We start from the raw sequence: 13677 nt of genomic DNA, 5'->3' as shown, positions 1-13677 counted from the left end.
CCGCGACGACTGATCAGGAGCGACCGTGATTCCGGCCCGAGTTCCCCGGGTGTTACGCATGGGTCCGGCCCGGCTCACCGCCGGGCTCGACCACTGCCGCCGGCTCGACCTGCCCGCGCACCGCACGCTCCACGGGGTCGTGGAGCCGCGCGAGCTGGGCGAGCTCATCTCCCTTGCCAACGACGTGGACATGCGCGGGCGGGGCGGGGCGGCCTTCCCGTTCGCGCGTAAGCTGCGGGCGGTCGCCGACGCGGCGGGCACGGGCGAGAGCGTGGTGCTGGTCAACGGCGCCGAAGGCGAGCCGGCCAGTTCCAAGGACGCCATGCTGCTCACCCGCAACCCCCACCTGGTGCTGGACGGCGCGGTGCTGGCCGCCGAGGCGCTGGGCGCCCGCGAGGTGGTCGTCGCCACGGCCGGTGGCGAGGTCGCCGAGGCGTCCGTCGCCGCCGCCGTGGCCGAGCGCCGGGCCTCGAACGTGTCGGGCGGTGCGGAGAGCCGGGTCCCGATCCGGGTGGTCGGGATTGAGGAGAGGTTCATCTCCGGCGAAGGAGGCGCGCTCGTCAAGGCCGTGAACGGCGAGGAGGGCATCCCGCCAGGCCGCAAGAAGCGGGCCGCCACGAGCGGCGTGGACGGGCTGCCCACCCTGCTGTCCAACACGGAGACGTACGCGCAGTTCGCCCTGCTGGCGGAGTACGGCCCCGAGAAGTACGCCGAGGTCGGCACCAGCAAGGAGCCCGGCACCATCCTGCTCACCGTCAGCGGCGGCGCGGCCCAGGGCGCGGTCATCGAGGCGCCCACGGGCACCTACCTGGCCGACGTGCTCGCGCTGACCGAGGCCGAGATCGGCGACGGCGTGCTCATCGGCGGCTACCACGGCGCGTGGTTGTCCGCGGAGGTCGTCCAGACGGCCGTGCTCTCACGCGAGGGCATGAAGCAGGCAGGAGCGACTCTCGGGGCCGGGATCATCGTCCCGCTCGGCGAGTCCACCTGCGCGCTCGGAGAGGCCGCCAGGGTGTCGGCCTATCTGGCGGCCGAGTCGGCCGGCCAGTGCGGTCCGTGCCGCCTCGGGCTGCCGGACATCGCCAGGGCCATGTACGCGCTGGTCGAGGGCACGGGTTCGGTGGACGCCGTACGCCGTTGCGTGCGCGGCGTCGAGCGGCGCGGGGCGTGCTTCCACCCCGACGGCACGGCGAAGTTCGTGTTGTCGGCGCTGGACGCGTTCGAGACCGAGATCGCGCAGCACCTGGAGCACGGCTCGTGCGGCCGGCCGATCCGCGGCGTGCTGCCGATGCCCGAGCGCGAGGCCGACCCCGAGTACCGGCTGGAGGTCGACTGGTCCCGCTGCCAGGGGCACGGGCTCTGCGCGCACCTGCTGCCGGAGTTCGTGGACCTGGACGACTACGGGTTCCCGTCGTTCAGGAACGTCCCCGGCTACCTCGCCAAGGAGGCGCGGCGGGCGGTCGACATGTGCCCGGCGCTGGCCCTGCGGCTCGCCCGGACCACCGGGAACGGCCCCACGCCCGCCGGCTCGCCCCTGCGGCTGGTCAAGGACGGCGTGCTCAGGAGGGCCGGGGCGAGCATGCCCCGGCTCACGCGCGTGAGCACCGGCCCGAACGTCTCGAGGGTCGGAGGTACGGCGGGGTGACGCGACATATCCGAATATTTCAGTAATTACCATTTCTGTCGCACATATACCGGCTCCCCCATGCCCACCATTTGGTAGAGCCGCTTGGACGTTTCCATCGGAACGCGTACGCACCCGTGGGACGCCGGCCGGTTCGGGACTTTCGTGGAGCCGTGCAGCGCGATGCCGCCGACGAAGTAGAGGGAGTTGTACATCGACCCGAGCGGCCCGGTCGTCCAACCGGGCGCTCGCCGGTTGACGCGGAAATCGCCCACGGGCGTGACCGCGTCGCCGCAGCGCCCGTTGAGGCACCAGCGTTTCTGGGCGCCGCTGGAGATGTGCGAGATCAGCGCGGGACGGTGCCGGCGGTAGACGATCATCAGCTGCTCGCGGAGCCTGACCTCGACCCGGTTCGCCGGGCCGCCGGGCACCAGCGCACGGGTGCGAAGCGGCCGGTCGAGCGCCCGCCAGACGTCCGGCCCCACCGCGCCCCGCACCTGCATCTTGTGGCTCTTCTGCACTGCCCAGACCGCGAACTTCGTCTGCTCGTCGTAGCGCCCGTTGATCTCGCCGAAGTAGTAGCGGCCCTGGTGCAGTCTCCGCTGGAGCAGCTCGATCTCCTTGCCGCGGTCGCCCGGCCGCAGGAGGGGCGCCTTCACCTCGGCCGTTTCCACCGGTATCGGACGGTCTTTGTCCGCCATCGCAGGTATGCCCATCAGCAAGGGCGCCCCGCATCCAACGGCGAAAGCGCCGATTCTCCGAAACTTTATGATCATAATTCGATGCCTACCCACATCGTCGAGAATTCACCTCATGCATGGGTTTTGTCCGGTAAAGGCAGCGAATTAACGAATCCCGCTATAAACGGGCATTCCCCGTTTATTCGACTATCACTCCCCGCGACGGCCGGCGAAAAATCGGTCGCGAACGGACACACCGGCTGCCACCATGCGGTGGTATGCGGAACTGGCCCCTGTTCGACCTGTCCATCACCACGCCCCGCCTGGAGCTGCGCCTCCCCTCACTCGACGAGCTCGACGAGCTCGCGGACCGCGCCGCCGAGGGCGTCCACGAGGCGGGATTCATGCCGTTCTTCTTCCCCTGGACGGACGCCGAGCCCGCCGAGCGGGCCAGGAGCACGCTGCAGTACCACTTCCGCGCGTGGGGCTCGCTCGCCCCGGAGAAGTGGTCGATCGACTTCGTGGTCGTGTACGACGGCCAGATCGTCGGCACGCAGGGCATCACGGCGACGTCCTTCGCGGTCACCCGCGAGGTCGGCACCGGCTCGTGGCTCGGGCAGCGCTTCCAGGGCAAGGGCATCGGCACCGAGATGCGCGGGGCGGTGTTGCACCTCGCCTTCGCCGGGCTGGGCGCGCGCCACGCGACGACCGAGGCATTCGAGGACAACCCCGCCTCGCTGGCGGTGACGAGAAAGCTCGGCTACCAGGAGGACGGCATCACGGTCCACGACCGCCAGGGCCGGCCGGCCGTCACCCGGCGCTTCCGCCTGGCCAGGGAGGACTGGCAGGAGTCACCCGGTTTCGAGATCCACAACCTGCCCGCCTGCCTGCCCCTCCTCGGCCTCGGCGGCTGAGCGCCCGGCGGCTCCGGGCGCTCAGACGATCTCGACGTCGGGGGAACGCACCACCATGCGGAGCGCCTCACGAATGGCGCGCGGTTCGTACTCGGGCACGAGCAGGGCCGCGGCGCTCAGGGCCACCCGCGCGTAGTGGCGGGCCAGGGCCACGCTCGCCGCCTCGACATTCCGGTCACGCACCGCGACCAGGATCTCGTGATGCTCGCGCAGGCCCTGCCCCCATGCCGTCGGCACCTGAGTGGTGTAGGAGAACCGGTATCTCTCGGCGTGGTCGGCGGCCCGGTCGATGTCGGCCAGCAACCTGTCGCCGGCGAGCGTCAGGCAGGATCGATGGAACTCCCGGTGCGGTTCGTGCCAGGCGTCGTAGTCATGGTTCTCCGCGTGCCGGCGCATCGTCTGCTCCAGCTCGGCGATGCGGGCGATCTCCTCGTCGGTGAGGCGGGGAAGGGTCAGCCGCAGCGCGAGGATCTCGAGGCTGATGCGCACGGCGTAGATCTGGTCGAGGTCTTCGATGGAGAAGGGCGCCACGCGCACCCGCCGCCTCGGCTCGCTGACCACGAGCCCCTCGCGCTCCAGCAGGCGCAGCGCCTCGCGCAACGGGGTGCGGCTCACTCCGTAGCGCTCGGCGAGCTGGACCTGGCTGAGCACCTGGCCGGCCTCGAGCTCACCCCGGATGAGAGCCTCTCTCAGCCGGGCGTGCACGAGGCTGACGCCGTGCTCCCGCTCACCGGAGTCCACGGCGCCGTCGCCCGCTCGCGTAACCGTCACCGTGGATCCGCGGCCACGTCTAGTCTGGTCACGAACACGTCCAACCCCTCCTGACCCGCTGTGACGGCGACCCGGCTGCCGAGCCCGACCGTCAGCGACACGCCTTCGCGCAGAGGCACCGAGTCGTCGCCGATGGCGCCGGCGCCGCTTCCGGAGATCACGAAGGCCGCCAGTTCGACATTGTCCGCGACGAACTCCTCCCGCTGTCCAGGCGCCAGGCGCAGGTGCTGGAAATCTCGCCACGGGCCGGCGAAGTAGTCGCCGGCCGCGAGGCTCTGCCCCGGCTTGAGCGTGGTCACGAGCCCGGCCATCAGGCACCTTCCTTCTCGTCGGCGGCACGCTGCGTGCCGGGGTTGCGCTCTTCGGTGGGACGCCGCGGCGGCAAAGCCCTGCTGATCGCGGGCGGGAAGACCTCGATCACCACGTAGTCGAGCCGCTCGTCTCCGGTGTTCCAGGCCGCGTGGCTGCTGTGGTGCGGAGTCAGCACCAGGGTGCCCGGCGCCACCTCGTGGGTCTCGCCGTCGAGCTCGATCACGCCCGTCCCCTTGAGGAAATACCAGATCTCCTCGGTGTGGCTGTGCACGTGGAGCCCGGCCCGCGCGCCCGGCTCGAGCGCGACCCATTCGATGCCGTCCCAGTCGCCATGCAGATGCGAGCCCGTGGCCAGGCGCTTCCACAGCAGGGCGCCCGCACCGCCGTGCACCCCCATGACCGTGGCCGGTGCGTCGGCATCTCCGACGATGACGCTTGACATGTTGCTTCGTCCCTTTCGTTGACGGAAAGTGTATACAGTTTTGATCAGTGGAACAAGGCGACTCCACCGCGGGCATCCCCGCTTTCGCCGCATCTACGGAGCTTGCTCGATCGACGGTCGCCATGTTCTGTATGCAGCTCTACCTACTGGTGGGCGTCCGTCATCAGCGCGGCGAGGTCCTCGGGTTTGAGGAACGACGGCGGTGGCGGCGGGCCCCAGTTGTAGAGGCTCTTCATCCCCTCCCACACACCCGGCTCCCACAGCTGGTCGTCCACGATGCAGTCCATGTCGGAGTAGTACTCGGAGAAGTTGCCCGCCGGGTCGCGCAGATACCAGAAGAAGTTGGATCCGACATGGTGGCGTCCCATCCCCCAGACGTGCCGTTCGGGATGCTCCTCCAGCATCTGCATGGCCCCGCGCCCCACCTCGTCCACGTCGTCGACCTGCCACGACGTGTGGTGCAGGAAGGCCACGGGCGCGCGCTGCACGAGCAGGTTGTGATGGTCGGTCGAGCAGCGCAGGAACGCCGCTCGATCCGCGACCAGGTCGCTCACCTTGAAACCGAGTCCCTCGGTGAAGAAGCGCTGCGTGGCCTCCTGGTCGGTCGAGCCCAGCACGGCATGGCCGAGCTTGCGCGGGCGCACCCGGCCGTCGCGCAGCACCCCGTCGGCGCGGGAACCCTGCCGGTCGATCCTTCCCGGGCCGTTGTAGACCGGCGCCGGGCGCGCCTCCTGCACCGTCCGCGGCGCGATCTCGACCGTGGCGCGCACGCCGGTGACGGGCTCGACCGCGCTCACCGATCCCGTCGCGCGCTCGGTGGCCAGGTCAAGCCCTCGCAGGCCGCGTTCCACCCGGTCGAGGTCGTCCGGATCGTCCACCCCGACGCGCAGCTCGATGAGCCTGCGCGTGGGGGCGTACGTGAGGCGCAACTGCTCCCCGCCGTCCAGCGTCGCCAGCCGCCCGCCGCCCAGCGGGGTGAGCCCGAAGTCGGTGTAGTAACGCTCGGTCTCCTCGACGTCGGGCACGCCGATCGTGAGTGAGGTGAGTCCGTGAGAGGGCATACCGGCCTCCTTCCTTTCGTGTTGCCGCCCGTCAGTACAGTCCGTGGATGGTGCCGCCCACGTCGAAGGCCGAGCCGCTGATCCGGCGGGCCAGCGGCGAGGCGAGGTAGGCGACGAGATCGGCCACGTCCGCCGGCTCGCTCAGCCCCAGAGACAGCTGCCGGTCCTCCAGGTAGCGCTCGACCGCGCTCTCCCGATCGGTCCCGTACATGCCGGCCAGCCGGTCGGCTATGCCGCCGCGCCGCGACCAGAGCCCGGTCCACACCGGGCCGGGCAGCACCGCGTTCACCCGGACGTCCGGGGCGTAGCCGCGCGCGAGCACCTTGTTGAGGTGGAGGATCGCCGACTTCATGGCTCCGTAGTCGGCGGGGACCGTGTCCGGCTGCTTGGCCAGATCGGAGGCGATGTTGACGATCGCGGCGCCGCCCGCGGCCGCCATGGCGGGGGCCAGGGCCCGGCACGTGCGCACGTAACTCATGAAGTTGAGCTGGAACGTCAGCTCCCAGGCGGCGTCGTCGATGTCGGCGAACTCCCTGGAGACGCAGATGCCGACATTGTTGACCAGGATGTCGGGCGCGCCGCCCAGCCCCTCCAGCACGGTCTCGACCGCCCGGTTCACGCCGTCCGCGGTCGAGAGGTCGCATTCGGCGAGCACCGCGGGCCCGGCGTCCGAGGACCAGCGCGGCCCGCGGGCCCGCAACGCGGCGCCGTCGGCGTCGGCGATGGCCACGCGGACGCCCTCGGCGCAGAGCCGGTCGGCGATGGCCGCACCGATACCGTGCGCGCCGCCGGTGATGTACGCGGTCTTCCCCGCGAGGCGAAGATCCATCAGCCCTTCCTGTCCTGGTCGTCGATGCCGGCGATGGGAGGCGGGGCGGGGTGCGACTCGTAGCCCGCCTCGGAACGGTCGCCGACGCCGCCGTACACGCTGACGATGGTGCACACCTGCTGATAGGGGTTGGCGAAGCCGTGCCACTCACCGGCCGGGACGTGCACCGCGTCGCCCGCGACGACCTCGACGCCGCCGCTCTCCGTCAGGTGCACACCGCGCCCCGCCACCACGAACACCGCCTGCTCGGCGTGCGGATGCCGGTGCAACCGGTGCGCGGTGCCCGCAGGCAGTTCGTTGGTGTTGAGCACGATCGAGTCGGCGCCGGCCGTGCTCCGGTCGATCAGCCACCACACGGCGGTGCCCGCCGTGTCGGGGCGGGTGGTCGCGTCCCGGTCCTGGGGGACGTCGCGCCGGGATCGGATCCGCGCCATCACTCCTCCTCCGAGCCGAAGTCCAGCAGGACCTTCGGCCGGGCGCGATCCGGCTGAGCGAGCCGCTCGAACGCCTCATCGACCCGGCGATAGGGATAGACGTGGTCGATCAGCGGTGCGAGCGCCACCCCGCCCTTGCCGATCACGCCGATCAGGCGGTCCCAGTCGTCGATGCCGGACAGCACGCCGTGCACCGTCGCGTTCTTCACCACCAGCGAGGCGGCCGGGAAGTGCGGCACCGGGTGGTGGGGCACGCCGACCAGCCCCAGGCGGCCGCCGTACGCGAGCGCCGACGGCGCCTGGGCGGCGGCCTCGACCGCGCCCGACGCCTCGATGACCACGTCGTACCGGTCGTGCTCGACGTCCTGGGGCGTCAGCACTCCGTCCGCGCCGAGGCTGCCGGCCAGGTCGAGCCCGTACCGCTTGACTCCCGCGACGTGCACGCTCGCCCCGCGTGCCCGCGCGAGCTGCATGGTGACGAGCCCGAGCGTGCCGGTGCCGAAGACCAGCACCGAGTCGGTGTCCTGGACCCCGGTGCGCCGCACCGCGTGCAGCGCCGTACTGGACGGTTCGAGCAGCGCGGCCTCAGGACCGCCGATCGTGTCCGGCAGCGGTGTGAGCACCTTGGCCGGGACGCAGGCGAAGCGGGCGGCCACGCCCGGGTAGTCGCCGAGGACCCCCATCTCCGAATGGGCCCGGCACAACACGCGCCGGCCGGCCCGGCATTCGGAGCACGCGTCGCAGGTGACGAAGTTGTGTCCGGCCACCCGGTCGCCGCGGGCGAAACCGCGCACGTCGTCGGCGACCTCGACGACCGTTCCGCTCCACTCGTGCCCGAAGATGAACGGATAGTGCTTGAGCCCCTCGCGCAGATACATGCTGGAACCGTCGTGGAAGGACGCGTCGGCACCGCACAGTCCGACGTAGGCGATACGGACGACGCAGTGGCCGGGTCGCGCCGCCGGCGCCGGCACCATCCGCAGTCGCAGGTCCCGGGGGCCGGCCATGGTCAGGGCCGGCATCAGCTCACCCGGCCGCGGCGGTCGCGGCGTCGTGAGCGGCGTCGCCGTCGTCATCGCGCTCCTCCCCCGCCAGGCCGCGCGGGCCGGCGGTTCCGTGCTCGTGCCGTGTCGTGCATGTCGGGGTCCTTCACTCGTGTTCCGGGCCTCGTGTTCCGGGGGCGGCCGGGCGTCAGCGGGCGACCCATCCGCCGTCCGCCAGCAGGCTGCTGCCGGTGATGAGCTCCGCGGCCGGTGAGGCGGCGAAGGCGACGACGTCGGCGACCTCTTCCGGCGTGCCCATGCGGCCGAGCGGGATCTGCGCGAGTACGGACTCGCGGAAACGGGGGTCGGCCAGGTACGCGCCCGTCATCGCCGTCTCGACGAACGTCGGCGCGACGGACAGGACGCGGATGCCGTGCCCGGCCAGCTCGACCGCCAGCGCCTTCGTCAGCCCCTCGACCGCGTGTTTGGTGGCGCAGTAGACGCTGCGGTCCGGCGCGCCGACATGGCCCATCTGGCTGGTGACGTTGACGATCACGCCCCGCCGGCCGCGCTCGAGCAGGGACGCGACGAAGCGCTGGGTGGTCAGGAAGACCGCGCGGAAGTTGAGGGCCAGCAGATCGTCGAGGTCCCGGGCGGCCACCCGCACGAACGGTTCGGGGCGGTTCGTCCCCGCGCAGTTGACGAGGATGTCGGCGTCTCCGGCCTCTCGCATGGCGGCGGAGAGGGCGGCGTCGTCGGTGAGGTCCACCGGGACGGTGCTCGCCCGGCCTCCTCCTGCACGGATGGCGTCGGCCACCTCCCCGAGCTCGGCCGGGCTGCGCGCCATCAGCACGACGTCCGCGCCGCGAGCCGCGAGCGCGCGGGCGGCCGCGCGGCCGATGCCCCGTCCCGCCCCGGTCACCAGCGCCCGCCGTCCCCTCAGGGAGCTCCGGTCCGGCGCGTGCCCGTCGCCGTACCCGTCCCCCTGCCCGTCCCCATGCACGGCCGCATGCGCCCGGCGGTCGTTCACGCCGTCGCGCCGGCGGTGACGCCGCCGGCCCGCTCGGCCGCCGGGCCTGCCACCCGGTTGGCCAGGGTCCCGAGCCCGTCGATCTCGACCTCCACGAGGTCACCGTCCTTGAGCAGAACCGGCGGCGTGCGCTTGAAGCCCACCCCGGCGGGCGTGCCGGTCGCGATGATGTCGCCAGGCTCCAGGGTCATCGCCCGGCTCAGGTGGGAGATGAGCCGGGCGACGGAGAACACCATGTCCGCGGTCGTACCGTCCTGAACCGTCGCCCCGTTGACACGAGTGCGCAGCCGCAGGTCGTCCAGATCACCGACCTCGTCCAGCGTCACCAGCGACGGTCCGCACGGCCCGAAGGTATCCACGGCCTTGCCCATGGTCCACTGGCTGGTCGCCGCCTGCATGTCGCGGGCGCTCACGTCGTTGAACACGGTCACCCCGGCGACATGCCGCAGGGCCAGCTCCTCCGGGATCGCGCGGCCGCGGCGGCCGATGACGACGGCCAGCTCGGCCTCGTAGTCGACCCGCTCGACGGCGTTCGGGAGCACGATGGCGTCGGCCGGGCCGATGAGGCTGTTGCGGAACTTCGCGAACACCATCGGCTCACTCGGTAGTTGCAGCCCCGCTTCCTCGGCATGGTCGCGGTAGTTCAGCCCGATGCAGAGGATCTTCTCCGGGTCGGGCACGGGCGGGAGCAGGCGGACCTCGTCGAGGGCGACCCCTTCTCCCGCACGGGCCAGCGCGCCGGCGGCGGCGGCCACCGCCACGTGGTCGAGCTCCCTTTCGAGGTACGCCCGCACCGGCAGCGACCGTGGCAGCCCGGAGTCTTCCCCTGCCGCCTGGGCCACGGCACTCGCCAGGTCGACGACGCGATCGCCCGCGAGGACACCGCTCGCTGCGCCGCCACCGATGGCGTAGGTAACCAGTCTCATTACGTTTCCCCTTCTCGAATATCCGCTCGCGACGCGTGTGCCTTGGCGCTGAGCGGCCGGTTGTGCGTTCGGGTACGGGCCGTCCCGGCGCCGGATTACTTGATCACCGACAACTTCGCCCGGTCGATGGTCAACGCGACGGCGACGATGATCACCGCGCCGAAGATGACGTTCTGCAGCACCGGGTCGATCCCGACCACGACCATGCCGATCTGCACGACCGTCACGGTGAGCACGCCGACCAGCGTCCTGCCCACGCCGCCCACCCCACCGCTGATCGCGGTGCCGCCGACCACGACGGCGGCGATGGCCGGCAGCAGCAGGCCGGAGGCGAGGGTCGGCGAGCCGAACGACGTCCTGCCCACGAGGACGATGGCCGCCATCGCCGAGGTCATGCCCGTCAGGGCGAAGGCCGCCGCGCGGACGCGGGTCTTCGGCACGCCGGACATCAGGGCGGCCGGCTCCGCCGACCCCATGGCGTACAGGTAGCGGCCCCAGGGCAGGTATCGCACCATCAGCCCCACGATGGCCAGCACGACCAGCCCGAACACGAACCCGGCCGGGATGCCCGCGAAATAGTCGTTCACCCAGGAGATCGCGGCCGAGCCCTCGGCGAGCGGCGTGTTCGTCGCGTCCGACGCCTCCAGCGACAGGCCCGAATACAGGCCGAGCGCGCCCAGCGTCACGATGAACGATGGGACCTGCGCCACCGAGTGGATCACCCCCACCACGGCGCCCGCCGCCGTCGCGAGGGCCACGACGCCGGCGACGCCCGTGATGCCCGCCTGGTTCGCCCAGCTCACCAGAAGCACCGAGCAGAGGGACGTCAGTGCCGCCACCGACAGGTCGATTCCGCCCAGCAGGATCACCGGCGTCAGCCCGACCGCCAGCAGGAGGATCGGCGCGGCCTGGACGGCCACCGACCGCAGGGACGCGAGTCCGAGAAATGCGGGGTCGCGCACCACGATGAGCCCGACCAGGGCGACGAGCAGCACGGCGGGCAGGTAACCGCCGATGTCGAGCCGCTGGGACGCACCTGTCCGTCGCGGGATGTTCACCGGTGACATGACGCTCCTGTGTTCCATCGGTACGACCTCGTGGCCCTAGACCATCAACTTGACGAGCTCTTCGGACGAAGGGGGCGCATCGGGCACATCTGGGAAGCGGCCCGTCACCCGCCCGTCCCGCATGACGACGATCTCGTCGGACAGTCCGAGCAGTTCCTCGAGGGTGTCGGACAGCAGGACGATCGCGACCCCCCTGGCGGCGGCCGCGCGTACGTGCTTGTAGACGTCGGTCTTCGCCTTCAGGTCCAGCCCGCGCGTCGGGTGGTCCAGCACGAGCACGCGCAACTGCGGCAGGGCCAGCCACTTGGCCAGCACGACCTTCTGCTGGTTCCCGCCGGAAAGCTGGGAGATCTTCACCCGGGCGTTCGGGGCCTTGACCCCGAGCCGCTCTATCCAGCCCTCGACGAGGCCCGACTCACGCGCCCGGCTCAGCAGGCCCGCGCGGGTCAGCGCAGGTGTCGAAGCGAGCACCAGGTTCTCGGAGATGCTGCGCTCCGCGACCATGCCCTCGTGCTTGCGCTCGGCGGGCAGGTAACCCACGCCCAGCCGCACGCCGTCGCGGGGCGAGGCCATCGTGACCTCCTCGCCTTGGAGGCGTACGCGTCCGGCGGTCGTCGCAAGCGCCCCGAACAGGGCCCGGCACAACGCCTCGCGGCCCGAGCCGATGACACCGGCCACCCCGACGACCTGGCCGGGACGCACCGAGAACGTGACGTCGCTGAACGAGCCCTCGGCGGTGAGCCCGTCGACCTCCAGTGCCATGGCGCTGCGGTCGTAGGGCGCCCGGTCGCCGTCCAGGAAGTAGTCCTCGGCCCTGTTCTCGCCCACCATCAGGGAGTAGAGCTCGTTCTCGTCGCAGGCGGCGGCGTCTCGCTCGGCGACGCGGCGCCCGTCGCGCATCACGTAGATGCGGTCGGAGATGGCCAGGACCTCGTCCATGCGGTGGGAGACGAACACGATGCTCGCTCGGCGTTTGAGCCGGCGGATCTGGGCGAACAACGTCTCGATCTCCGCGGCCGACAGCACGCTCGTCGGCTCGTCGAACAAGATCAGCAGGTCGCCGTCGGTGCGCTCCTCCAGCGCGAGCACCTTCGTCAGCTCCACCATCTGGCGGTCGGCGAAGGACAGGCGCTGCACCAGAGCCGACGGGGAGATCTCGCTGCCCGTCTTGGCCAGTTGCTCACGCGCGAGCGCGTTGAGCCGTCGCCACTTGTAGACGCCGCCCGCCGTACCCGGATTCGGCCGGCCCAGGAAGACGTTCTCCGCCACGGTCAGGTTCGGCACCAGCGACTGTTCCTGGAAGACCATGCCGATCCCCTGCTCGGCGGCGTGCGCGGGGTTGCGTACCTTGATGGGAGAGCCGCGCATGACCAGCCGGCCCGAGTCCGGCTGCTGCACACCGGCCAGCAGCTTCAGCAGCGTCGACTTGCCCGCGCCGTTCTGCCCGATGAGCCCGACGACTTCGTTGGGGCGGATCTCCAGATCCACCTCGTCCAGAGCGACGGTGCGGCCGTACCGCTTGGTCAGGCCTTCGATCGACAGCAGAGGGGACATGTCACTTCACCACCCTGAGCCGGTCGCGGGCGCCCCAGCCCGTCGCGACCACCGCCACGATGATCACCGCGCCGACGACGGCCTGCTGGACGTACGGGCCCACGCCGCTGAGGATCATCCCGTTGCCCAGGACGACCAGGACCAGGACGCCGAGCACGGACTGGAGCACCCCGCCCCGCCCGCCGGCGAGGTGGGTCCCGCCCAGGACGACGGCGCTCAGCGCGGGGAAGAGCCGGTCCGCGCCCGCGTTGGCGTTCCCCACGCCGAGCTGCGCGGTCGCCATCAGGCCTGCCAGCCCGGCCAGGGCGCCGGCGATCACGAAGGCGAGCGTCTTGTAGGTGTCCACGCGGATCCCTGCCAGCCGCATCAGGTCCTCGGCGCCGCCGATGCCGTAGACGTGACGCCCGATCCGGGTGTAGCGCAGGAGCACGGCGCCCGCGACGGCCACCAGCACGGCGATCGTGACCAGGCGGCTCACCCCCAACCATTCCCCCAACGCCCAGGAGCGGAAGGACTGGTCCCGGACCACCGGCTGCTGGTCGGGGAACAGGTAGCTCGCGATTCCCAGCCCGATGAACCACGTGCCCAGGGTGACGATGAGGGAGGGAAGGCGAAGCCTGGCGTACAGCAAGCCGTTGACCAGACCGAACGCCGCGCCGATCGCGATGCCGCCGGCGACGGCGACGAGGCCGAGGTCATTGGAGTTCAGGCTGTTGGCGAGCATGAGCGACACGCTGATGCTCGTCGACGCCATCACCCCTTCGGCGCTCAGGTCGATGGATCCGGTGAGGATGACGAACGTGAGCCCGACGGCCAGCACCATCGGGATCGCGGCCTGGTTGGCGATGGTGCGCCAGTTGTCCGCCGTCATGAACTGGTCGTTCAGCATGGAGAACGCGGCCGTCAGCACGACCAGCATGACGATGGGAGCCCACTGGTCGATCCGGCCTGGCAGGAGGCGCGACATCCGTTGTGCGGGGGGCACGCGCACGGCCGGAACATGCTCGCCGTCGGGGGTGATGGTGTTGTTCAAGGTCACGATTGGTCCTT

15 protein-coding genes are annotated in these 13677 nt (G+C 71.1%); 2 read left to right on the top strand and 13 right to left on the bottom strand.

Annotated features, from left to right (window positions below):
- The first annotated feature begins 25 nt into the window (after nt 1-25).
- Entirely contained in the window at nt 26-1645 is a 1620-nt protein-coding gene (locus ABGB01_RS16810; protein WP_347774276.1) for an NADH-ubiquinone oxidoreductase-F iron-sulfur binding region domain-containing protein, read from the top strand.
- Nucleotides 1646-1671: 26 nt separating this feature from the next.
- Here the strand turns inward: ABGB01_RS16810 and ABGB01_RS16805 are convergent, their stop codons facing one another.
- Nucleotides 1672-2283 (bottom strand): L,D-transpeptidase family protein, encoded by a 612-nt coding sequence (locus ABGB01_RS16805; protein ID WP_347774275.1) that lies wholly within the window; start codon nt 2281-2283, stop codon nt 1672-1674.
- Between the two features lie 299 nt (nt 2284-2582).
- Between ABGB01_RS16805 and ABGB01_RS16800 the strand changes: the two genes are divergently transcribed.
- Nucleotides 2583-3218 carry a GNAT family protein gene (locus ABGB01_RS16800; RefSeq protein WP_347774274.1) on the top strand — a complete coding sequence of 212 codons (636 nt, stop codon included), beginning with the start codon at nt 2583-2585 and terminating at the stop codon, nt 3216-3218.
- Between the two features lie 21 nt (nt 3219-3239).
- On the opposite strand, the gene ABGB01_RS16795 is transcribed toward ABGB01_RS16800, so the two are convergent.
- From ABGB01_RS16795 to ABGB01_RS16740, 12 genes are all read right to left on the bottom strand, one after another.
- Complete coding sequence (locus tag ABGB01_RS16795; RefSeq protein ID WP_347774273.1) at nt 3240-3989, bottom strand: GntR family transcriptional regulator; 750 nt, start codon at nt 3987-3989, stop codon at nt 3240-3242.
- Nucleotides 3986-4300: a hypothetical protein gene (locus ABGB01_RS16790; protein ID WP_347774272.1), complete on the bottom strand. Its 315-nt coding sequence runs from the start codon at nt 4298-4300 to the stop codon at nt 3986-3988. Before ABGB01_RS16790 ends, ABGB01_RS16795 begins: the two co-directional genes overlap by 4 nt.
- Nucleotides 4300-4743 carry a cupin domain-containing protein gene (locus ABGB01_RS16785; protein ID WP_347774271.1) on the bottom strand — a complete coding sequence of 148 codons (444 nt, stop codon included), beginning with the start codon at nt 4741-4743 and terminating at the stop codon, nt 4300-4302. The genes ABGB01_RS16790 and ABGB01_RS16785 overlap by 1 nt, the downstream gene beginning before the upstream one ends.
- Nucleotides 4744-4886: 143 nt before the next feature.
- Nucleotides 4887-5804 carry a VOC family protein gene (locus ABGB01_RS16780; protein WP_347774269.1) on the bottom strand — a complete coding sequence of 306 codons (918 nt, stop codon included), beginning with the start codon at nt 5802-5804 and terminating at the stop codon, nt 4887-4889.
- A gap of 31 nt (nt 5805-5835) precedes the next feature.
- Nucleotides 5836-6633: an SDR family oxidoreductase gene (locus ABGB01_RS16775; protein WP_347774268.1), complete on the bottom strand. Its 798-nt coding sequence runs from the start codon at nt 6631-6633 to the stop codon at nt 5836-5838.
- Complete coding sequence (locus ABGB01_RS16770) at nt 6633-7067, bottom strand: cupin domain-containing protein (RefSeq protein WP_347774267.1); 435 nt, start codon at nt 7065-7067, stop codon at nt 6633-6635. Before ABGB01_RS16770 ends, ABGB01_RS16775 begins: the two co-directional genes overlap by 1 nt.
- Complete coding sequence (locus ABGB01_RS16765) at nt 7067-8143, bottom strand: alcohol dehydrogenase catalytic domain-containing protein (protein ID WP_347774265.1); 1077 nt, start codon at nt 8141-8143, stop codon at nt 7067-7069. Before ABGB01_RS16765 ends, ABGB01_RS16770 begins: the two co-directional genes overlap by 1 nt.
- Nucleotides 8144-8258: 115 nt before the next feature.
- A complete protein-coding gene (locus tag ABGB01_RS16760) occupies nt 8259-9080 on the bottom strand; it encodes an SDR family NAD(P)-dependent oxidoreductase (RefSeq protein ID WP_347774264.1) in 822 nt (273 codons plus the stop codon).
- Nucleotides 9077-10006, bottom strand: a complete 930-nt coding sequence (locus ABGB01_RS16755; RefSeq protein ID WP_347774263.1) for a fumarylacetoacetate hydrolase family protein — start codon at nt 10004-10006, stop codon at nt 9077-9079. Before ABGB01_RS16755 ends, ABGB01_RS16760 begins: the two co-directional genes overlap by 4 nt.
- A 95-nt stretch (nt 10007-10101) precedes the next feature.
- A complete protein-coding gene (locus tag ABGB01_RS16750; RefSeq protein ID WP_347774262.1) occupies nt 10102-11073 on the bottom strand; it encodes an ABC transporter permease in 972 nt (323 codons plus the stop codon).
- Nucleotides 11074-11109: 36 nt separating this feature from the next.
- Complete coding sequence (locus ABGB01_RS16745; RefSeq protein ID WP_347774261.1) at nt 11110-12627, bottom strand: sugar ABC transporter ATP-binding protein; 1518 nt, start codon at nt 12625-12627, stop codon at nt 11110-11112.
- 1 nt (nt 12628) lies between these two features.
- On the bottom strand, nt 12629-13666 hold the full coding sequence (locus tag ABGB01_RS16740) for an ABC transporter permease (RefSeq protein ID WP_347774259.1): 1038 nt from the start codon (nt 13664-13666) through the stop codon (nt 12629-12631).
- Between the last annotated feature and the right edge of the window lie 11 nt (nt 13667-13677).

The sequence above is a fragment of the Nonomuraea sp. B5E05 genome (assembly GCF_039880665.1).
Classification (GTDB): domain Bacteria; phylum Actinomycetota; class Actinomycetes; order Streptosporangiales; family Streptosporangiaceae; genus Nonomuraea.
Note: the sequence above shows the minus strand (reverse complement) of the source record. Positions and strands in the feature narration are given on the sequence as shown.